The sequence below is a fragment of the Croceibacterium salegens genome (genome assembly GCF_009827435.1).
In the GTDB taxonomy this organism is placed as follows: domain Bacteria; phylum Pseudomonadota; class Alphaproteobacteria; order Sphingomonadales; family Sphingomonadaceae; genus Croceibacterium_B; species Croceibacterium_B salegens.
The window spans coordinates 64,837-84,035 of record NZ_WTYM01000059.1 but is presented as its reverse complement, the minus strand read 5'-3'; the positions used below and the strand labels follow the sequence as shown (position 1 = coordinate 84,035).

The following is a 19,199-nucleotide window of genomic DNA, read 5'->3' as shown; positions in this document are numbered from 1 at the left end:
CACGATGGCTATCCTCGGAAAGGATCCGCTGATCGCGGTGCTGCGCTTCGTGATCGGCTTCGCGATGGGCATCTGCGCCCTCATCGTCATCGGACTTGTGTGCGCGATGGTCGCCCTGCCGTTCATCGACGTCTCGCTCGGCGATGCGGAAGTTGCCAAGGGACTGACGACAACCCAGGCCATCCTTTGCCTGGAGGCCCTGGCGGCGGCAATCGCCATCCTCATGGCCATGGGGTTCCAGTTCCTGCGCCTGCTCTGGCGCGTGCTCGCCAGCATTCGCGAGGGCGACCCCTTCGCCTCGGCCAACTCGGTGCGCCTGTCGCAAATGGCGTGGCTTGCGCTGGCCGCCAACATCTGGGGCGTCGTGCTGGGAGTCTATAGCTACTGGCTGTCGGGATTTTTCGACGACGAGGATTTTCAGGTCGACATCGATTCCGGCGGCGGCGTTCTGCTGGTGCTGGTGCTGTTCGTCCTCGCCCGGGTATTCCGGTACGGCACGGCCCTGCGCGAAGACCTCGAGGGGACCGTCTGATGCCGGCCGAAGACGACGCGGCGGAAGGAACGCGCATCGTGGTCAAGCTCGACGACCTGCTGCACGCCCGGCGCATGACCCTGACCGAACTCGCCGAGCGGGTCGGGCTGACGCTGGCCAACCTGTCGATCCTCAAGACCGGCAAGGCCAAAGCGATCCGCTTCACCACGCTGGAGGCGATCTGCCGCGAACTGGATTGCCAGCCGGGCGACCTGCTCGGATACGACGCCGGGGCCGATGCGTAGGAACCTGGTCGCAGGGATCGTCTGTGCGGCAATGCTGCTCACGGCCGGTCCCGCACCTGCCCAACAGGACCCAGCCGACGCCCCCCAGTTGACCACCGCACAGTGGCACGAGGATCTCGTCGCGATGGCAGCGGACCTGCGAGCCCGTCATGCCAACCTGTTCCACCAGGTGAGCGAGCAGCAGTTCGATGCCGCGGTGGCCGAGCTCGACGCACGAATACCGACCGCGCGGCGCAACGAGATCATCGTCGGCATGATGCGTATCGCGGCGATGATCGGCGACGGCCACACGCGGATCGAGCCGCGCAAGGACACGGCGTTCAAGTTCCCCTCGCTGCCGCTCAAGCTCTACCTGTTCGACGACGGCCTCTACGTCCGCGCCGTGCGGCCGGACCAGCGCGCGCTGCTCGGCGGCAGGGTGACCGCGATCGGCGGCGTTCCGATTGAAAAGGCGATCGAGCGGGTGAACCCGCTCATCTCGACGGACAATGCCATGGGACGCAAGCTCATGGCGCCGCTCTACCTTGCCATGCCCGACATCCTGCAGGCGCTGGGCCTGTCGGGCAGCACGAGTTCGGCCAGCCTGACGGTGGTGAAGGACGGAGTGACGCAGACTGTCGCCGTGCCCGCCGGCGATATCGATCCGCCGTGGCCGCCGGACACCGACGTGAGCCTCGTCACCCCCGAGGGCTGGCTCGATGCCCGCACTACCCCGGCACCGCCAAACTTCCTCGCCGCACCTCTCGATCTTCACCGGCTCATTCCGATGCCCGAGCGCGAGGCGGTCTATGCGCAGCTCAATCAGGTGACAGATCTCGACGACGAGACGTTGGCCGCATTCGGCTGGAAGATCCGCGAAGCCGCCGAGGCGATGCCGGCTAAGCGGATCGTGCTCGACCTGCGGCTCAACCAAGGCGGGAACGGTTCGCTGCGCAACGGCCTCGTCAGCGAGCTGATCCGCGCCGACGACGGGACGCGCGAACTCTATGTCCTCACCGGGCGCGGGACCTTTTCGGCCAGCCAGTTCATCCTCGACGATCTCGACCGGCTGACCGGCGCGCGGTTCGTCGGCGAACCGGCCTCGTCCAAGCCCACGAGCTATGGCGATTCCTTCCGCACGAAGCTGCCCAACAGCGGCCTCTCGCTGCGCACCTCGATCTACTACTGGCAGGCGGGCCAGAACCACGACCCCTGGACCTGGATCGACATCAGCGCGCCGATGACTTTCGCCGACTACGTCGCCGGCCGCGATCCCGCGCTCGAGGCGGCCTTGAGCTATGTCCCGCCCGCCCCCCTTGGCGCGCGGCTGGCGCAGGCCTACCGCGACGGCGGAGACGCTGCGCTGGACAAGGCGGTCGCCGACTACCTCGCCGATCCGCAGAACCGCTACGCCCAGCTCGGCACCCGGCTGGCGGAGGCCGCGCTGAACCTGTTCGGCAACGACAGACAGCACGAAGCGCTCGGCGTCGCCCAAGCCGGCGCCACAGCCTTCCCGGACGAACTCGATCCGCAACTGGTCCTCGCCTACGTCGCGGACAGCATGGGCGAGACGGCCCTAGCGGCAAGGGCCGCCGCCGCACTGGCGATCGATCCCGACGAGCGGCTGGCCCGCGACATAGCCGAACGGAGCAGCACGCCAGCGGACGACGAGTGAGCCTTTCCCTGTTTCGGCCAAGCTCGAAGCGATCTGTTGCGTGCCGGATTGCCAGCATGGGGGCCTCTTGGGATAAGAGCGCACACAACAAGGAGCTTCGGTGCGGTTAGGGCAATCTCTGGTCTTCATGCTCGACGAAACGGGGGCGTTCTTTCGTCGGGCATGGTGGCTGGCCATAACGTCGGCACTGCCGGGCTTGGCGTCGTACGCAATGTGGCGGCTACCGATGCCATGGGACAATTCGGCCGGGGTCCGGATCGTCAATGCAATGACGGCATTTGCCGTCGTCGCGCTCACTTATTGGGTTGTCCGGTTCATCGCCCTCGAACACGATCTTCGGGCAGCCTTGGGGGTTGATCGCAACTCAGTTCGGACATTCCTCCCCTATGCTGTCACGGCATTTTCCATAATCTGGTTATCACTCACGGTTTCAACGATGATTGGCAACATGGCGGGCACAACTCTGCGGCTGCTGCCGGAATTTCTGTTTTTCCTTGCTCCTTGGGCAATGACCGCGCCGTCAAGGTCGAATGTCATCGGGCCCGTCAGGTCGGTGAAGTTGGTCGCGCCCCATTTGGGTTGGGCGATCGGCCTGCTCTTCGCTGTGCTGCTGCTCAACACCATCCTCGTATTCGGCGTCGGCTTCCTTGGCGGGCGCTTGACCGCAGGAACCGCATTGACTTTTCTGGGCGGGTTTTCGTTGGCGAGCACAATCGGCCGGGCAGCGATCGAAGTGGCGTTCAACGTGATCTTCCCTGTGGCGACTTACGCATTGGCATTGCGGACGGGAGTAAGGGTGAACGAAGCCGCAGGTCTGAGCGCGGTCTTCGAGTGAGTTCTTGACTTTCGGGGCCAACACAGCCAATGGCCCGCTCCGACCGCTCAGGCGGTCATCCGTCCGAGACAGTTGCTGCGGGTTTCCCGCTTAATTTGCAGCCTAGACGGGGAAACGAGATTTTCCGCGGTGGCCCCGGCCGCCGCTCGGCACGTTCAACGCGTGCACTCCTTCCCCATCAACGGACTTTGCCCGTGTCGGTGAACGGCATGGGCGAACGTAGCCGGTCGTACGGGGTTCGCCCCTGCGATCACATGTGAAGGAGTAAGGCATGGATCGTTCGCAGAAAACCGATTCGGTCGCCCAGCTCAACGCGGTCTTCAACGAGGCGGGCGTGGTGGTCGTCACCCGCAACCTCGGCATGTCGGTGGCCCAGTCCACCGAACTGCGCGCGAAGATGCGTGATGCCGGTGCGTCCTACAAGGTTGCGAAGAACCGCCTCGCCAAGCTCGCCCTGAAGGACACCGACTACGCTTCGATCGAAGCGTACCTGAACGGCCCGACCGCACTCGCCTATTCGGCGGATCCGGTTGCCGCCGCCAAGGCCGTGGTCGATTTCGCCAAGACGAACGACAAGCTCGAAATCGTCGGCGGTTCGATGGGCAGCACCGCGCTCGACGCCGATGGGGTCAAGGCACTCGCCTCGATGCCGTCGCTCGACGAGCTGCGCGGCAAGATCGTGGGTCTCATCAACGCGCCGGCGACGAAGGTCGTCCAGCTCGTCAATGCGCCCGCGAGCAAGCTCGCCCGCGTCTTCGGGGCCTATGCGGCCAAGGAAGCGGCGTAAGCGGTTTTTGCAATTGCGAATTCGCCGGGCGCCCAACGGCCCCGGTCCATCATTTGAACGGAGTATGAGTCATGGCCGATATCGCCAAGCTTGTTGAAGAACTGTCGAAGCTGACCGTCATGGAAGCCGCTGAGCTTGCCAAGGCGCTCGAAGAAGAGTGGGGCGTCAGCGCCGCCGCTGCCGTTGCCGTTGCTGCCCCCGCGGGCGGTGGCGCCGCTGCCGAAGCCGCCGAGGAACAGACCGAATTCGACGTCATCCTCACCGGCGACGGTGGCAAGAAGATCCAGGTCATCAAGGAAGTCCGCGCCATCACCGGCCTGGGCCTGACCGAAGCCAAGGCCCTCGTCGAGAGCACCCCGAAGGCGGTGAAGGAAGGCGTGAACAAGGCCGAAGCCGAAGAGATCAAGAAGAAGATCGAAGAAGCCGGCGGCACCGTCGAGCTGAAGTAAGCTTTTCGCCTACTCTTCGATCCGTTTCGGATCACCAAGGGGGCGGTGCCGCGAGGCGCCGCCCTTCTTCGTTGCGGCTAGGGCCTGTTGCACTAGGGAGGGCCGACGTTGATCACGGTGTAGACCGCCGGCTCGTCGCCGATGTTGCGCACCGCGTGCCAGTCCTGCGACAGGAAGACCATCACCGAGCCGGGCCCGATTTCCTCGGTCACGCCGTTGACCTCGACCTCTACCCGCCCCGATTGCAGCACCAGCACTTCCTCGTAGCGGTGGCGGTGGGGCTCGTGCGAATTGGCCCCGGTCTCGACGATCGTGGCGTGGATTTCGAGCAGGTCGAGCGTGCGCGAGGAGCGATTGATGAGGAAGGCCTGCTTGCCGAACGCCTTGTTCTCCCAGGTGAAATCGCTGGCCGAGAAGACCGTCGGGGCATTGCCAGGCCGCGGCGGCGGGGAGACTTCGGGCGGCGTCGCCTCGACTGCCGCATCGTAGGCCGAGGGCGGCTCGGCTCCTGCCAGACCGCCCGCCGCGCCAAGCAGCAGCAGCCCTTTCAGTATCCGTCCGGTCATCGCGTCTCTCCCTTCCCCTACTCCTCCACCGGCTTGCCTCGCGCCGCGCGCGCCTCCTGCGTGATCATTCGGTCGATGCCGGCGCGGTAATTGCCCTCGCCTTTCTGCAGGTCGAGCCGCTCGCTGTCGTTGGCGCGATAGGCCGCTTCGGCCTTGTCGACGTCCTGGAGACTGTCGCCCAGTTCCTCCAGCGCGGCACGGGCCATCTGCACCGCGCTCTCCATCACTTCGCGGATCGCATAGTCGAGCGGCGCGTCGCGAAGGTCGATCAGGCTGCGGCGGTCGAACACGCGGGCGTAGATCTTTGCTTGCGGGAAATGCTCGCGCACCGATTGCAGCAGGTCGGCGGTCGGGTTGTCGCCGTCGAGGCAGAACAGGATCATGCTTGCCTCGCCCGCCCCGGCCTGGCGCAGCAGGTCGATCCGCGTGCCGTCGCCGAAATAGACCTTGGCCCCGAACGTGCCGGCGACGTCGATCATCTCGGTATCGGTGTCGATCAGCGTCACGGGGATGTCGGAGAGGATCAGCATCTGCGCCACGGTCTGGCCGAAGCGGCCGTAGCCGACGACCAGCGCGCTGGCCCCGTCGCGCCGCGGCCCGTCACGAACTTCGGCGACCGGGACCTCGCGGCGGATGCGCTTGGTGAGCATCATCAGGAACGGCGTGGTCGCCATCGAAAGCGTGACGATCGCGCCGAACAGGCTCGCCGCCTCGGGCTCGATCAGCAGGCCTTGCTGCGCGCGGGTGAACAGCACGAAACCGAATTCGCCACCCTGGCTGAGCAGCAGGCCGAGCGCGAGCGCCCCCTGCCAGCGCATCCCGAAGGCAAGTCCGAGCGCGCCGATCACCACGGTCTTGGTGGCGATCAGCGCCAGCGCCGTGCCGACCACGAACAGCGGGTTGGCGGCGATCACCGAGAGATCGAGCATCATGCCCACGGCGAGGAAGAACAGCCCGAGCAGGATCGAACGGAACGGTTCGACGTCGGCCTCGATCTCGTGGCGGAAGGGGGTATCGGCGAGCATCACCCCGGCGATGAAGGCCCCGAGCGCGGTCGACAGGCCGAGCGCCTCCATCAGCGCCGCCGCCGCGACCACCACCGCCAGCGCCGCGACGATGAACATCTCGCGCTCGCCGAGCCGCGAGATCAGTCGGAACAGCGGCCGCACGAGAAAGCGCCCGGCAAGGACCAGCCCGGCCACCGCCAGCAGCGTCTGGATCACCATTTGCCAGCCGGGTGGCCCGGTATCCTGCGCCGGGTTGCGGCTCAGCGCGGCGACGATGGTCAGCAGCGGGATGATCGACAGGTCCTGGAACAGCAGGATCGAGAACGCCCGCTCGCCGAACGGGGTGTGCAGCCGCCCGGCCGACTGCAGCATCGGCAGGACCTGCGCGGTCGAGCTGAGCGCCAGCGGCAGGCCGATCGCCAGCGCCGCGCCTATTGTGAACGGTGTGGCGAAATAGAGTAGCGCGCTCAGCGCCAGCCCGCACAGCACGACCTGCAGCAGGCCAAGCCCGAAGATCTCGCTCTTCATCGCCCACAGGCGACTCGGCGACAGCTCGAGCCCGACGATGAACAGCAGCAGGGTAATGCCGAGTTCGGCGACGGGGATCATCGCCTCGGCATCGCCGGCAAGGTTCAGGACATGCGGCCCGACAACCGCACCGGCGACGAGGTAGCCGAGAGTGGCGCCCAGCCCGAGCTTGCGGAACAGGAGCACGAAGCCGAGCCCGAAGCCCAGCAACAGCACTCCGTCCATCAGGAACGAAGCGCTGTGTTCCATGCCCGAGGCCTTACAGCGACTTGATGTAGGCGATGATGTCCGCCCGCTTGCCGGCGTCCTTGATCCCGGACAGCGCCATGGTCGTGCCCGGCACGACGCCCTTGGGGTCGGCGAGGTAGCGGTCGAGCGTCTCATCGTTCCAGGTGAGCCCGGAAGTCTTCATCGCTTCGGAGAACTTGAACCCGGCGACAGCGCCGGCCTTCTCGCCATAGATGCCGGCGAGCGAGGGGCCGATAATGGTCTTGCCCGGTTCGGTCGAATGGCAGGTCGCGCACTGCGTGAACGCTTCGGGCGGACCGGCGGCGGCGACCTTGGCCGGTGTCGGGGCATGTGTCGGCGTTGACGTCGGAGTTGGGGCCGGAGCCGCGGCGTCGCTCGCCGACGGGGTCGGCGCAGCGCTGGCATCGGCTGTCGGGGCATCGCTCTCCGCGGCCACGGGTTCGGCCATCGTCGGCGTAGCGCTCGGCTCTTCGGCGGGGGTTTCGCCGGAACCGCAGGCGGCAAGGATGAATGCGAGCGTTGCGGCAACGGCAAGGCGGGACGTCATGACGGTCTCCTGAAGACTTTCGCCGGTGTCCTACCGTGGCGCGCGCGATTCACAAGCGCCAGTTGAACCGGACCCCGATCATGTCGATGCCCGGGTTCTGTTGAGCGTTGAAGATGCGCCCCTGGCTGATGTGCACCCAGCTCACCTCAATCGCCACCCGTTCGGTCACCTGCGTGCCGACGGCGATCTCCGGTTCGAACAGCACCCGGCTGCCAAGCTCCGTGTGGCGGCCTGTGAAGGGGTCGATGCGTTCGGACGGCCCATCGTGCACCACCAGCCCGACACCCGGGCGGACATAGACCGGTCCCTTGCCGATCTTCCACGAAAGTCCGACCCCGGCGAAGCTGGTGCCACCGCCGGTGTTGAGCGAGGCGATGACGTAAGGCGACGGCTTGCCGATCGCGCCCAGTTGCTCGATGGGGTCGAACCGGTAGCCCAGTTCGGCGTCCGCCCCGCTCTCGCCCGTGTAGAGCGTGAACGGTGTGTCGACCTCGTGGACATAGGCACCTGCAAAGACCTCGCCCGCCTGCGCGGGAACCGCGCACATTCCGGCGATGGCAAGCGAAAAGCGATGCATCGGAATCACTCCGAACAAGAGGCATTAGGCGCTCGGCTGTTGCAAGCTTGCAGCAAACCCAAGGAATGTTTCTGCCGCAACCATTCGTCGCTTCCCCGGCCCCGGCAGCGCTCCTATCCGGGTCGGCTTTGCGACGAGCAGACGACCATTACCACGGATCCGATCCTTAGGCCCCCGCATTCGCGGGAAGGCTGGCGCGGCGAGATTCTCGCCACCCTGGCGCTCGCCTGGCCGCTGGCGCTCGCCAACCTCGCGCAGATGCTGGTCCACGCCATCGACGTCATCTTCGTCGCCCGGCTAGGCGATGCCGAACTTGCAGCGGCGAGCCTGGGCATTTCGCTGTTCGCCGTGATCCTCGGCCCACTGACCGGCATGGCCGGGATGACCGCGGCGCTGATCGCGGCGGAGCTTGGCCGCAAGAAGCACGCGGTGCGCGAAGTGCGGCGCTCGGCGCGTATGGGGCTGTGGCTGGCCATCGGGCTCGGCCTGCTGGCGCTGCTGCCGCTGCAGTTCACCGAAGAGCTGATGATTGCGACCGGGCAGGACCCGCACGTGGCCGAACTGGCGGACCGCTTCCTCGCCATCCTGATGTTCGCGACGCTGCCGATGCTGGTGGCCAACGTGCTGCGCAACTTCGTCTCCTCGCTCGGCCGGCCGATCTTCGCCACGATGATCACGGTCATGGCGGTCGGCGTCGGCGCGCTCGCCAACTACGCCTTCGTGTTCGGCCACTTCGGGTTTCCGGCGCTCGGCCTCGAAGGCTCGGCTTTGGCCAGCGTGACCGTGTCGTGCTTCAGCGTGCTGGCCTATGTCGTCGCGATCCACAGCGACCGCCGCCTGCGCCGCTACCGGGTGTTCGGCAACTGGTGGCGGCCGGAATGGACCCGGCTGCGCGAGCTGGTGCTCAAGGGCACCCCGGTCACCCTGACGATCCTCGCGGAAATGGGCCTGTTCAGCAGCGCCGCCTTCCTGATGGGGCGGATCGGGGCGATCGAGCTCGCCGGCCATGCGCTGGCGCTGCAGCTTGCCGCGCTCGCTTTCCAGGTCCCGTGGGGCGTGTCGCAGGCGGCGACGATCCGTGTCGGCTATTTCTACGGCGCGCGCGATCCTGCGGGCGTGGGCCGGGCGGGCTGGTGTGCGCTGATGATCGGTTCGGGCTTCATGGTGCTCACCGCCAGCCTCATGCTGTTCGTGCCGACCGCGATCCTGCGGCTCTACGTCGATCCCGACCTGCCGCGGAATGCCGCCATGGTCGGCTTCGCGGTCCAGTTCATGGCCGTCGCCGCCGCGTTCCAGCTGTTCGACGGAGTCCAGGCCGTCGCGGCGGGGGCCCTGCGCGGCCTGCAGGACACGCGGGTGCCGATGTGGCTGGCGCTGTTCGGCTACTGGGTGCCCGGCCTCGGCACGGCGGTCTGGCTTGGCTTCTACACCCCGCTCGCCGGAGTGGGCATCTGGATCGGCCTCGCGGTCGGACTGGTCGTGGTGGCGTGCCTGTTGACCTGGCGCTGGGCGGCGCGCGACCGGATCGGCCTGGCGCCCGCCTGACCCGGCCCGGCCTGCCCGGCATAATTTAGTTCGCGACTCTGCTTGACGCCCACGCGGCGCGTACTCATATGCGCGCCGCTGGCACTCGATGAGAGAGAGTGCCAATCACAGGTTCACTTTGTAGAGAGGCTACCACAATGGCATTTCGTCCGCTGCACGATCGCGTGCTGGTTCGCCGCATCGAGGCCGAGGAAAAGACGGCTGGCGGCATCATCATCCCCGACAACGCCAAAGAAAAGCCGAGCGAGGGCGAAGTCGTCGCCGTCGGCACCGGTGCGAAGGCCGAAGACGGCACCGTCACCCCGCTCGACGTGAAGGCGGGCGATCGCGTGCTGTTCGGCAAGTGGTCGGGCACCGAGGTCAAGCTCGACGGTGAGGACCTCCTCATCATGAAGGAAAGCGACATCATGGGGATCATCGGCTGAGGCCGGATTTTACCCCAGGACACTGTCAACGTGTCAACCTGACAACATCTAATTCGAAAGGTTTGCCCCATGGCTGCCAAGGACGTAAAATTCTCACGCGACGCGCGTGAGCGGATTCTCAAGGGCGTGGACACGCTCGCCAACGCTGTGAAGGTCACGCTCGGCCCCAAGGGCCGCAACGTCGTCATCGACAAGAGCTTCGGCGCGCCGCGCATCACCAAGGACGGCGTTACCGTCGCCAAGGAAATCGAGCTCAAGGACAAGTTCGAGAACATGGGCGCGCAGATGCTGCGTGAAGTGGCCTCGAAGACCAACGACCTCGCCGGTGACGGCACCACCACCGCCACGGTGCTGGCCCAGGCCATCGTCCGCGAAGGTATGAAGTCGGTCGCCGCCGGCATGAACCCGATGGACCTGAAGCGCGGCATCGATCTCGCCGTGACCAAGGTCGTCGAGAACCTGCAGGGCCGTTCGAAGGCCGTTTCCGGCTCGGCCGAAATCGCCCAGGTCGGCATCATTTCGGCCAACGGCGACAAGGAAGTCGGCGAGAAGATCGCCGAGGCGATGGAGAAGGTCGGCAAGGAAGGCGTGATCACCGTCGAAGAGGCGAAGGGTCTCGAATTCGAGCTCGACGTCGTCGAGGGCATGCAGTTTGACCGCGGCTACCTCAGCCCCTACTTCGTCACCAACCCGGAGAAGATGATCGTCGAGCTGGATAACCCCTACATCCTGATCCACGAGAAGAAGCTGTCGAACCTGCAGTCGATGCTGCCGGTGCTCGAAGCGGTGGTGCAGAGCGGCCGCCCGCTGCTGATCATTGCCGAGGACATCGAAGGCGAGGCGCTGGCCACGCTGGTGGTCAACAAGCTGCGCGGCGGCCTCAAGGTCGCGGCGGTCAAGGCCCCGGGCTTCGGCGATCGCCGCAAGGCGATGCTGCAGGACATCTCGATCCTGACCAAGGGCGAGATGATCTCCGAAGACCTCGGCATCAAGCTCGAGAACGTCACGCTCGGCATGCTCGGTGAAGCAAAGCGCGTCACCATCGACAAGGACAACACCACGATCGTCGATGGCGCCGGCAATGCCGACGACATCAAGGCACGGGTCGAGCAGATCCGCGCCCAGATCGAGACCACGACCAGCGACTACGACCGCGAGAAGCTGCAGGAGCGGCTGGCCAAGCTCGCCGGCGGCGTTGCGGTGATCAAGGTCGGCGGCGCTTCGGAAGTCGAGGTGAAGGAGCGCAAGGACCGCGTCGACGACGCTCTCCACGCGACCCGCGCCGCGGTCGAGGAAGGTATCGTCCCGGGTGGCGGCACCGCGCTGCTTTATGCCACTGCGGCCCTCGAAGGCTTCAAGGGCGCGAACGACGACCAGACCCGCGGTGTCGACATCGTCCGCCAGGCGATCATGGCGCCGGTGCGTCAGATCGCCGAGAACGCCGGCCACGACGGTGCGGTGGTTTCGGGCAACCTGCTGCGCGAGGGTGACGAAGCGCAGGGCTTCAACGCCGCGACCGACACTTACGAGAACCTCGCCGCTGCCGGCGTGGTCGACCCGACCAAGGTCGTTCGTACGGCGCTGCAAGACGCGGCTTCGGTCGCCGGCCTGCTGATCACCACCGAAGCGGCGATCAGCGAAGTTCCGGAAGACAAGCCGGCGATGCCGATGCCCGACATGGGCGGCATGGGCGGCGGCATGGGCTTCTAAGCCCAGCGCCAGACAGGCAAGCGAGGGGCCGGCGGAGCGATCCGCCGGCCCTTTTGCTTTGCTACGTGTAAGCCCTGATTAACGGTCCAGGAGGTGGTTGACCGCTGCACTGCAGCAAAGCTAGAGGATCGCAAAACGGTCGCAAGCAAGGGGTTGTGACCTGTGGCTGCGAAGAAGAAATCCGTCATCACGCGTATGGGCCGGCGCCTGCGTCGCCCCATCAATCGGTGGTTGGCCGGGCGATCGTTGATCGGCGACGACAAGATCGTGCCGGCAGAAGTGGTGCCAGGGCTCGCAGCGCTGCAACCGCATTGGCAAGCAATCCGCGACGAACTCGAACCATTGCTGGCCGCGCGCGAAGCAATCCCCTCGCTCGGCGACATTTCTCCCGACCACAAGCGCATCGCCCCGGGCCAGCACTGGAAGAGCTACTTCTTCAAGGGCTACGGTTTCCGCTCCGACGAAAACCTTGCGCAGTGCCCGCTCACCGCAGAGTTGATCGAGCAGGTACCTGGCCTCGTCGTCGCCTTTTTCTCGATCATGGAGCCGGGCACCCACGTCCCGCGCCACCGCGGGCTGACCAAGGCCTGGCTCAACTGCCACCTGCCGCTCAGGGTGCCCAAAGGTCCTGGCCGCTGCGAGATCGATGTCGGCGGTACGATGTGCCAGTGGCGCGAAGGCGAATGGCTGGTGTTCGACGAGACCAACGAGCACGAGGTGTGGAACGAAAGCGAAGAACTGCGCGCCGTGCTGTTCCTGCAGGTTCGCCGGCCAATGACCAGGGTGGGCCGCGCGGCCGCCGGCCTGTTGTTCCAGGCGATCCGACATTCGCCTTTCGTGCAGGACGTGAAACAGGAAATCGGCGCGCGGTGAGGGCATTGACAGGGCGCTTGGCCACAAGCGCCCTGCACTCTATCCTCGCTCGTAGACCGGAGAGGAGATTCCCATGCGCCGAAGCCTTCTACTGTTCACCTTTGCATCGCTGAGCCTGGCCACCGCCAGTGTCCCTGCCGCGGCCGAAACCCCCAGTTATGCCGCGGCAATCGCGGATTCGCGCCGGCCCGCCGCCGACACCGAGCGCGACGCGGCGCGGCTGCCGGAGCAGGTCCTCGAGTTCACCCAGGTGAAGCCGGGCGACGTGGTCGGGGACTACCTGATGGGCGGCGGCTACTGGACCCGCATGCTCGCCGCCGAAGTCGGTCAGTCCGGCAAGGTGTATGGCTTCACCGCCGACGAGTTCGTTAACTTCCGTCCGGCCTATGCCGACGAGCAGGATGCGGTGGTCAAGGACTACGACAACGTGGTCAAGGTGCGCTCGCCGATCGCCGCACCGGCCTTCTCCGAACCGCTCGACATGCTGCTCACGGTGCAGAACTTCCACGACTTGTTCATCACCCAGATGCCCGAAGGAACCGGGTCCAGGGCGATCAAGGCGTTCTACGATGCGCTGAAGCCCGGCGGTACGCTGGTGGTGATCGACCATTCTGCGCCCGATGGCAGCGGCATCGGCAAGACCAGCGAGTTGCACCGCATCGACCGGCAGTTCGTCATCGATGCGCTGACCGCCGCCGGCTTCGCGCTCGACGGCAGCGCCGACTTTTATGCCCGGCCCGACGATCCGCGCGACGCCAACGTGTTTTCGCCTGCGATCCGCGGCAAGACCGACCAGTTCGCGCTGCGATTCAAGAAGCCCGGCTGAGCCTGCAAACCTCTCGAATATAGGTTAGTTTTGGGCAAAGAGCCGTCCGCGGACTCGTCTCGACCAGATGGGCCCGTCCATTCGTCGCTTGCAATATTGCCAGCGGGCGACAGAAAGGATTAACCTTTCCTCAGGATTGGACGGGTAGTTTTTTCAGAATGGTTTTTCGTACGATCGGACGCCTGATCGCCCCGCTGGCACTCGCGCTTGCCATGGCGGTCCCGGCACATGCCAACGACGCTCAAGGCTCCAGCCTCGAGGCAGCCTTCGACAGCACCTTCGGCACCGACTCTCGCGTACCGCGCGATTTCACCCCGCGTTTCGACAGTCCGTTCGAGCGACTGGTCGCACAACTTGCGGACGGATCGAACGGTCGCATCGGCGTTGCCGCAGTCGACCTCTCTACCGGACAGGAAGTGGGCGTGCTGGGCGACCAGCGCTTCCCGATGGCCAGCACCAGCAAGGTTGCCATTGCCGCGACCTATCTCGAGGGAGTCGACAAGGGCCGGTGGACGTTGACCCGCGAACTGCCTCTGCTCGTCCCGGTGCGCTCGGCGCCATTTTCGAGCAAGGCCGCACCGGTCAAGGAAGGGCAGTACTACACCGCGCTTGAGCTGATCGACCTGATGCTGACGCGCAGCAACAATGCGGCGACCGATTCGCTGCTCCATGCGGTAGGTGGCCCCGCGGCTGTCAACGACTGGGCGCGACGGGCCGGAATCAAGGGCTTCAACCTGTCACGCGACATCGCCACTCTGGTGCGCGACGACGGCGAGTTCGACCCGGCTTCGCATATAGACATCCGCGATAGTTCGACGCCGCGCGACATGGTCCTTCTGCTGACCGGCCTGTACCAGGGGCAATGGCTGAGCGCCGAGAGCCGCCGCGTGCTGATCGATACGATGGAGCGTTGCCGCACCGGCACGCACCGCATCCCGGCACTGTTGCCGGAGAACGTCCGCGTGGCGCACAAGACAGGCTCGCTCAACAACACTTCCAGCGATGTCGGCATCATGATGGCGCCCGACGGCCGGTCGATCGCGGTTGCTATCTATGTCACCGGCCAGGGTTCGCGGGCCAATCGCGAGGCGAAGATCGCCAGCATCGCCCGGGCAATCTACGACGGCTATGCTCAGAGCTACGCCCAGCGCCAAGCCGAAGCGCGTGAGTGGACGTCGGCCAAGTACTCAGACTCGGGCGGCTGACGCCTTTCTCCGGACGGGCGGAGGGCAAAAGAAAAGGGCGCGGCCTTCCGGCCGCGCCCTTTCCTTTTGTTCGCTTGACGCGCGAGGATTACTCGGCGGCTTCGCTGGTCGCTTCGCTAGCAGCTTCAACGGCTTCGCTAGTGGCTTCGGTGACTTCCGAAGCGGCGTCGGTCGCGGCGTCAGCAGCGGCGTCGACGTTGGCTTCAGCGTCGGCCATGGCCGAATCAGCGGTTTCCGAAGCGGCGTCTTCGGTGGCTTCCGAGCAAGCGGCGAGCGACAGGGCGCCGGCGGCAATCGCGGCAACGAGAACGATCTTGCGCATGTTTTAGTATCCTTAAACAGCGAGTTTGGAATGCGTTGGACAGGCTGTTTGCCTTACCCCCCGCGAAACCCACCCTGGGGTGAATTCCGGAGGCGGGAAATAATGGCGACTTTGTGGCAAAGCAAGCAGATTGTGGCGATGCGCCATATTTGGTTCATCGCGGTGCAAGGCGATTTCCCACCCCCAGAGCGCTGACCCGGCGGGGCAAAAGCATGGCAAAACGTGCTGACCTGACCCGCGCTCGCTGCTACCACCCGCGCCATGGCCGATAAGCAGCACCTCTATCTCGTTGACGGGTCGAGCTACATTTTCAGGGCCTACCATCGCCTGCCGCCGCTGACCAATCCGGAAGGTACGCCGGTCGGCGCGGTCTACGGCTACACCACGATGCTGTGGAAGCTGGCCGACGACCTCGACAAGGCCGAGGGGCCGACACACCTGGCGGTGATCCTCGACAAGTCGAGCCATTCGTTCCGCAACGAACTCTACGCTGAATACAAGGCGCACCGGCCCGACCCGCCCGAGGACCTGGTGCCGCAGTTCCCGCTGATTCGCGACGCCACCCGCGCCTTCAGCCTGCCGTGCATCGAGGAGCAGGGCTACGAGGCCGACGACCTCATAGCCAGCTACGCCAAGGCGGCGACCCGCAAGGGCTGGGACGTCACGATCGTATCGAGCGACAAGGACCTGATGCAGCTCATCGGCCAGTGCGCCGAAGACCATCTCGACCCCGGCGTCGCCGAAGGCGGCTGCATCGATATGCTCGACACTATGAAGGACGCCCGCATCGGCCGCGAGGAAGTCATCGAAAAATTCGGCGTCCCGCCCGAAAAGGTCGGCGATGTCCTCGCGCTGATGGGAGACAGCGTCGACAATGTGCCGGGCATCTTCGGCATCGGCCCCAAGACCGCGAGCAAGCTCATCGCCGAAAACGGCGATCTTGCCGCAGCCCTCGATTCGGCGGCCGACATGAAGCCCTCCAAGCTCAGGGAGCGCCTGCTCGAAGGGCGCGACATGGCAATGCTCAGTCGCGAGCTGGTCGAACTGAAGAGCGACATCGCACTACCCGTGGCGCTCGAAGACATGAAGCTCGACGGTATTCCACCCGAGCCGCTGGCCGAGTTCCTCACCACACACGGCTTCAACTCGCTGCTCAAGCGCCTCCACGCCGGAAGCGGCAGCCCAACACGCACGACCAACCTCAACCCGGCGAAGCAGGAGACCGCCGGGGCGCCGGCCTCGCGCGAAGGCAACCGCCAGGCGCCGCCCGAGATGCCGCCGGTCGACCGCTCGGGCTACGAATGCGTGCAGACGATGGAGCGGCTGCAGGCGTGGATCGATCGCGCCTTCGCCGCGCGCCTGGTCGCGGTGGATACCGAGGCCAGCAGCCTCGATTCGATCCAGGCCGACCTCGTCGGGGTGAGCCTTGCCCTCGGTCCGAACGATGCCTGCTACATCCCGCTCGGACACGGCGGCAGCGACATGTTCGCCGAAAAGCCGGAGCAGGTGCCGCTTGCCGATGCCGTCGCCACGCTCAAGCCGCTGCTCGAAAGCGATGCGGTGCTCAAGGCCGGACAGAACATCAAGTACGACATCAACGTCCTCGCCCGGCATGGCATCGCGCTGGGCCCGGTCGACGACACGATGATCATCAGCTTCGACATGGACGCCGGGCGGCAGGCCGACGGGATCGGCGGCGGGCACGGGATGGATGAACTCAGCGAACGCCACCTCGGCCACACCACGCTCGCCTTCAAGGACATCTGCGGCACCGGCAAGAAACAGATCCCGTTCGGCGAAGTGCCGATCGCGCGGGCGACCGAATACGCCGCCGAGGACGCCGACGTCACCTGGCGGCTGCATACCCTGCTCAAGCCGCGGCTAGCGCTCGAAGGCAGCACGCGGGTCTACGAGCGAGTCGACCGCCCGCTGATCCCGGTCGTCGCGCAGATGGAACGTCACGGCATCAGGGTCGACCGCGCGAGACTCGCCAAGCTGTCGGATGAATTCGCCACCGAGACGGCCAAGCTGGAGGGCGAGATCCATCAACTCGCCGGGCAGGAATTCACCATCGGCAGCCCCAAGCAGCTGGGCGATATCCTGTTCGACAAGCTCGGTTACAAAGGTGGACGCAAGGGCAAGAGCGGGCAGTATTCGACCGACCAGGGAATCCTCGAAGGCCTCGCCGCGCAGGGCGCCGAGATCGCCCAGAAGGTGCTCGACTGGCGCCAGCTGGCCAAACTCAAGAGCACTTATACCGACGCGCTGCAGGAAGCGATCAACCCGGCGACGGGCCGCGTTCACACCAGCTATTCGCTGGTCGGCGCGCAGACCGGGCGGCTCTCATCGACCGACCCCAACCTGCAGAACATCCCGATCCGCACCGCCATCGGGCGGCAGATCCGCGAGGCCTTCGTGCCCGAGGAGGGCAACGTCCTGCTCGCGGCCGACTATTCGCAGATCGAGCTGCGTCTCGCCGCGCACATGTGCGACGTGCCGACGCTGAAGGAAGCGTTCCTCGCCGGCGAGGACATCCACGCCCGCACCGCGCAGGAAATGTTCGGTACGGTCGACCGTGACACCCGCGCCCGGGCCAAGACGGTGAACTTCGCGATCCTCTACGGCATCAGCCGCTGGGGCCTCGCCGGCCGCCTCGGCATCGAGCCGGACGAGGCGCAGGCGATCATCGACACCTATTTCCAGCGCTTCCCCGGCATCCAGGCCTACATTCACTCGACGCTCGAGCAGGTCCGCACGCGCGGCTATTCGGAGACACTGTTCGGCCGCAAGACATGGTTCCCCCGCATCACCTCGACGCACCAGGCAGAGCGGCAGGGCAGCGAGCGCGCGGCGATCAACGCGCCGATCCAGGGGACCAGTGCCGATATCATCAAGCGCGCGATGGTCCGCATGATGCCCGCGCTCGACGAAGCCGGCTTGGGCCACGTGCGAATGCTGCTGCAGGTCCACGACGAACTGGTCTTCGAGCTGCCCGAAGGTGACGTGGATACCGCCGGTCCGGTAATCGAACGCGTGATGGCGGAAGCAGCTCTGCCGGCGGTCGAACTGACCGTTCCGCTCGGCATCGAAATCGGCCACGGCAAGAGCTGGGACGCGGCGCACTGAGCCCGCCCCAGGCAGCGAAGCGGTAGTCGGCGGACGGACGCCGGGGTTGAAGCTGCCGCACGCACCCCCTACCCGGCTGGCATGACCGATACGATCGACAGCCTCGCTGCCAGCTTCCAGCCCTGGGCATGGGACGTGATTGTCGCGACGGTCGCCGCAATCCTTGGCGTCGCGCTGGCACTGTTTGTGCACCGCCTGCTGTTCAACCTTCTGCGCAGGCTGGCCAGCCACAACACCACCGAGACCGACGATGTCATTGTGGATGCGATGGAACGTCCGACGCGCTGGTCGATGGCCGTGCTCGGCCTCGTGCTTGCCGCGCGCGAGACACCGGCGCTGGACCTTGTCTGGGTCAAGTTCGCCGGGCTGGTCATGCCGCTGCTGCTCGGCTGGATCGCCTACAGTCTGGTCAAGGGCTTCGCGCAGGCGATGACGATCCATGCCCTGAGCTCCGACGACATCGCCGCGGCGCGAAGCCGCCAGACCCGTATCGCCATTCTCTCGCGAACCGCGCTGCTGGTCATCGTGGTCGTCACTGTGGGCCTCGTGCTGCTCGATATTCCCGGCGTGAAGGATGTCGGCACGACGTTGCTTGCCTCGGCCGGCCTCGCCGCCCTCGCCGTCGGCGCCGCGGCGCAACCCGCGCTCAAGTCGCTCATCGCTGGGCTGCAGATGGCGATCACCGAACCGGTGCGCATCGGCGACCTCGTGGTCATCGACGGCCACACCGGTCGAATCGAGGAAATCCGCATGAGCTTCGCCATCATCCGCACCTGGGACGAGCGGGCCGTCCTTGTGCCGACGTCTCGCTTCCTCGACTCGAGCTTCGAGAACTGGTCGCGCAGGAGCGAGAAGCTGACCGGCCCGGTCTTCCTTCACCTCGACCCTTCGACCGAAATCGAGCCGATCCGCACAGAGTTCCTCAGCTTCCTCGAAACCCAACCCGAATGGGACCACCGCACCGGCGCGCTGCTGATGACCGAGGCCCACCCGGAAAGCATCGAACTGCGCCTCGGCATGAGCGCGGCGACGATAAGCGACTTGTGGGTGCTGCGCTGCGCGGTCCGAGAGCACATGATCGACTGGCTGCGCCGCGAGATGCCCGGCGCACTGATCCGTCGCCGGCTCGAGGTGGAACAGGCCAACGCAAAGGTGGCGAAGCGCAAGTAGGCGGGGCCAGCGCCCCGCCCG

The 19,199-nt window shown here is 65.8% G+C and carries 19 protein-coding genes; 14 read left to right on the top strand and 5 right to left on the bottom strand.

Going from position 1 to position 19,199, the window contains the following annotated elements; all coding sequences use genetic code 11:
- The first annotated feature begins 4 nt into the window (after positions 1 to 4).
- The 6 genes from GRI89_RS16585 to rplL all read left to right on the top strand — a co-directional run bounded on the left by GRI89_RS16585 (position 5) and on the right by rplL (position 4,502).
- A complete protein-coding gene (locus GRI89_RS16585; protein ID WP_159797980.1) occupies positions 5 to 532 on the top strand; it encodes a DUF2975 domain-containing protein in 528 nt (175 codons plus the stop codon).
- Positions 532 to 777 (top strand): helix-turn-helix domain-containing protein, encoded by a 246-nt coding sequence (locus GRI89_RS16580; RefSeq protein ID WP_159797978.1) that lies wholly within the window; start codon positions 532 to 534, stop codon positions 775 to 777. The genes GRI89_RS16585 and GRI89_RS16580 overlap by 1 nt, the downstream gene beginning before the upstream one ends.
- A complete protein-coding gene (locus GRI89_RS16575) occupies positions 770 to 2,431 on the top strand; it encodes a S41 family peptidase (protein ID WP_159797976.1) in 1,662 nt (553 codons plus the stop codon). The genes GRI89_RS16580 and GRI89_RS16575 overlap by 8 nt, the downstream gene beginning before the upstream one ends.
- Before the next feature lie 127 nt (positions 2,432 to 2,558).
- Positions 2,559 to 3,266 (top strand): hypothetical protein, encoded by a 708-nt coding sequence (locus GRI89_RS16570; protein ID WP_159797974.1) that lies wholly within the window; start codon positions 2,559 to 2,561, stop codon positions 3,264 to 3,266.
- A gap of 271 nt (positions 3,267 to 3,537) precedes the next feature.
- Positions 3,538 to 4,053: a 50S ribosomal protein L10 gene (gene rplJ, locus GRI89_RS16565; RefSeq protein WP_159797972.1), complete on the top strand. Its 516-nt coding sequence runs from the start codon at positions 3,538 to 3,540 to the stop codon at positions 4,051 to 4,053.
- 71 nt (positions 4,054 to 4,124) lie between these two features.
- Positions 4,125 to 4,502, top strand: a complete 378-nt coding sequence (rplL, locus tag GRI89_RS16560; RefSeq protein ID WP_159797970.1) for a 50S ribosomal protein L7/L12 — start codon at positions 4,125 to 4,127, stop codon at positions 4,500 to 4,502.
- 92 nt (positions 4,503 to 4,594) lie between these two features.
- Here rplL and GRI89_RS16555 read toward each other — a convergent pair whose 3' ends face one another.
- From GRI89_RS16555 to GRI89_RS16540, 4 genes are read right to left on the bottom strand one after another with little or no spacing between them, the layout of a single operon-like run.
- On the bottom strand, positions 4,595 to 5,068 hold the full coding sequence (locus GRI89_RS16555; protein WP_159797969.1) for a cupin domain-containing protein: 474 nt from the start codon (positions 5,066 to 5,068) through the stop codon (positions 4,595 to 4,597).
- Between the two features lie 17 nt (positions 5,069 to 5,085).
- Positions 5,086 to 6,852 (bottom strand): cation:proton antiporter domain-containing protein, encoded by a 1,767-nt coding sequence (locus GRI89_RS16550; RefSeq protein WP_159797968.1) that lies wholly within the window; start codon positions 6,850 to 6,852, stop codon positions 5,086 to 5,088.
- A 10-nt stretch (positions 6,853 to 6,862) separates the two neighbouring features.
- The gene (locus GRI89_RS16545) at positions 6,863 to 7,399 is read right to left on the bottom strand and encodes a c-type cytochrome (RefSeq protein WP_159797967.1); all 537 of its coding nucleotides are present in this window, start codon (positions 7,397 to 7,399) and stop codon (positions 6,863 to 6,865) included.
- Between the two features lie 49 nt (positions 7,400 to 7,448).
- The gene (locus GRI89_RS16540) at positions 7,449 to 7,976 is read right to left on the bottom strand and encodes an acyloxyacyl hydrolase (protein WP_235913497.1); all 528 of its coding nucleotides are present in this window, start codon (positions 7,974 to 7,976) and stop codon (positions 7,449 to 7,451) included.
- Positions 7,977 to 8,138: 162 nt separating this feature from the next.
- Here GRI89_RS16540 and GRI89_RS16535 point away from each other — a divergent pair, with 162 nt between their 5' ends.
- The 6 genes from GRI89_RS16535 to bla all read left to right on the top strand — a co-directional run bounded on the left by GRI89_RS16535 (position 8,139) and on the right by bla (position 14,560).
- Positions 8,139 to 9,521: an MATE family efflux transporter gene (locus GRI89_RS16535; RefSeq protein WP_328598328.1), complete on the top strand. Its 1,383-nt coding sequence runs from the start codon at positions 8,139 to 8,141 to the stop codon at positions 9,519 to 9,521.
- A 137-nt stretch (positions 9,522 to 9,658) separates the two neighbouring features.
- Positions 9,659 to 9,946: a co-chaperone GroES gene (gene groES, locus GRI89_RS16530; protein ID WP_159797964.1), complete on the top strand. Its 288-nt coding sequence runs from the start codon at positions 9,659 to 9,661 to the stop codon at positions 9,944 to 9,946.
- 69 nt (positions 9,947 to 10,015) lie between these two features.
- Positions 10,016 to 11,656: a chaperonin GroEL gene (gene groL / locus GRI89_RS16525; protein WP_159797963.1), complete on the top strand. Its 1,641-nt coding sequence runs from the start codon at positions 10,016 to 10,018 to the stop codon at positions 11,654 to 11,656.
- A gap of 246 nt (positions 11,657 to 11,902) precedes the next feature.
- Positions 11,903 to 12,529: an aspartyl/asparaginyl beta-hydroxylase domain-containing protein gene (locus GRI89_RS16520; protein WP_235913484.1), complete on the top strand. Its 627-nt coding sequence runs from the start codon at positions 11,903 to 11,905 to the stop codon at positions 12,527 to 12,529.
- A gap of 73 nt (positions 12,530 to 12,602) precedes the next feature.
- On the top strand, positions 12,603 to 13,355 hold the full coding sequence (locus tag GRI89_RS16515; RefSeq protein ID WP_159797961.1) for a class I SAM-dependent methyltransferase: 753 nt from the start codon (positions 12,603 to 12,605) through the stop codon (positions 13,353 to 13,355).
- 158 nt (positions 13,356 to 13,513) lie between these two features.
- Positions 13,514 to 14,560, top strand: coding sequence for a class A beta-lactamase (gene bla, locus GRI89_RS16510; protein WP_159797960.1), 1,047 nt, complete (start codon positions 13,514 to 13,516; stop codon positions 14,558 to 14,560).
- An 88-nt stretch (positions 14,561 to 14,648) separates the two neighbouring features.
- On the opposite strand, the gene GRI89_RS16505 is transcribed toward bla, so the two are convergent.
- Positions 14,649 to 14,882 carry a hypothetical protein gene (locus GRI89_RS16505; protein ID WP_159797959.1) on the bottom strand — a complete coding sequence of 78 codons (234 nt, stop codon included), beginning with the start codon at positions 14,880 to 14,882 and terminating at the stop codon, positions 14,649 to 14,651.
- A 261-nt stretch (positions 14,883 to 15,143) separates the two neighbouring features.
- Here GRI89_RS16505 and polA point away from each other — a divergent pair, with 261 nt between their 5' ends.
- Positions 15,144 to 18,008, top strand: coding sequence for a DNA polymerase I (gene polA, locus GRI89_RS16500; protein ID WP_159797958.1), 2,865 nt, complete (start codon positions 15,144 to 15,146; stop codon positions 18,006 to 18,008).
- Positions 18,009 to 18,089: 81 nt separating this feature from the next.
- A complete protein-coding gene (locus tag GRI89_RS16495) occupies positions 18,090 to 19,178 on the top strand; it encodes a mechanosensitive ion channel family protein (RefSeq protein WP_159797957.1) in 1,089 nt (362 codons plus the stop codon).
- The last annotated feature ends 21 nt before the right edge of the window (positions 19,179 to 19,199 follow it).

Bases quoted from the DNA above. Each gene is read 5' to 3' on its own strand.
- rplL (WP_159797970.1), top strand. From the start codon at position 4,125: ATGGCCGATATCGCCAAGCTTGTTGAAGAACTGTCGAAGCTGACCGTC.
- GRI89_RS16580 (WP_159797978.1), top strand. From the start codon at position 532: ATGCCGGCCGAAGACGACGCGGCGGAAGGAACGCGCATCGTGGTCAAG.
- groES (WP_159797964.1), top strand. From the start codon at position 9,659: ATGGCATTTCGTCCGCTGCACGATCGCGTGCTGGTTCGCCGCATCGAG.
- GRI89_RS16585 (WP_159797980.1), top strand. From the start codon at position 5: ATGGCTATCCTCGGAAAGGATCCGCTGATCGCGGTGCTGCGCTTCGTG.
- GRI89_RS16495 (WP_159797957.1), top strand. From the start codon at position 18,090: ATGACCGATACGATCGACAGCCTCGCTGCCAGCTTCCAGCCCTGGGCA.
- GRI89_RS16540 (WP_235913497.1), bottom strand. From the start codon at position 7,976: ATGCATCGCTTTTCGCTTGCCATCGCCGGAATGTGCGCGGTTCCCGCG.
- GRI89_RS16555 (WP_159797969.1), bottom strand. From the start codon at position 5,068: ATGACCGGACGGATACTGAAAGGGCTGCTGCTGCTTGGCGCGGCGGGC.
- GRI89_RS16550 (WP_159797968.1), bottom strand. From the start codon at position 6,852: ATGGAACACAGCGCTTCGTTCCTGATGGACGGAGTGCTGTTGCTGGGC.
- groL (WP_159797963.1), top strand. From the start codon at position 10,016: ATGGCTGCCAAGGACGTAAAATTCTCACGCGACGCGCGTGAGCGGATT.
- polA (WP_159797958.1), top strand. From the start codon at position 15,144: ATGGCCGATAAGCAGCACCTCTATCTCGTTGACGGGTCGAGCTACATT.
- GRI89_RS16575 (WP_159797976.1), top strand. From the start codon at position 770: ATGCGTAGGAACCTGGTCGCAGGGATCGTCTGTGCGGCAATGCTGCTC.
- bla (WP_159797960.1), top strand. From the start codon at position 13,514: ATGGTTTTTCGTACGATCGGACGCCTGATCGCCCCGCTGGCACTCGCG.
- GRI89_RS16545 (WP_159797967.1), bottom strand. From the start codon at position 7,399: ATGACGTCCCGCCTTGCCGTTGCCGCAACGCTCGCATTCATCCTTGCC.
- rplJ (WP_159797972.1), top strand. From the start codon at position 3,538: ATGGATCGTTCGCAGAAAACCGATTCGGTCGCCCAGCTCAACGCGGTC.
- GRI89_RS16570 (WP_159797974.1), top strand. From the start codon at position 2,559: ATGCTCGACGAAACGGGGGCGTTCTTTCGTCGGGCATGGTGGCTGGCC.
- GRI89_RS16515 (WP_159797961.1), top strand. From the start codon at position 12,603: ATGCGCCGAAGCCTTCTACTGTTCACCTTTGCATCGCTGAGCCTGGCC.
- GRI89_RS16505 (WP_159797959.1), bottom strand. From the start codon at position 14,882: ATGCGCAAGATCGTTCTCGTTGCCGCGATTGCCGCCGGCGCCCTGTCG.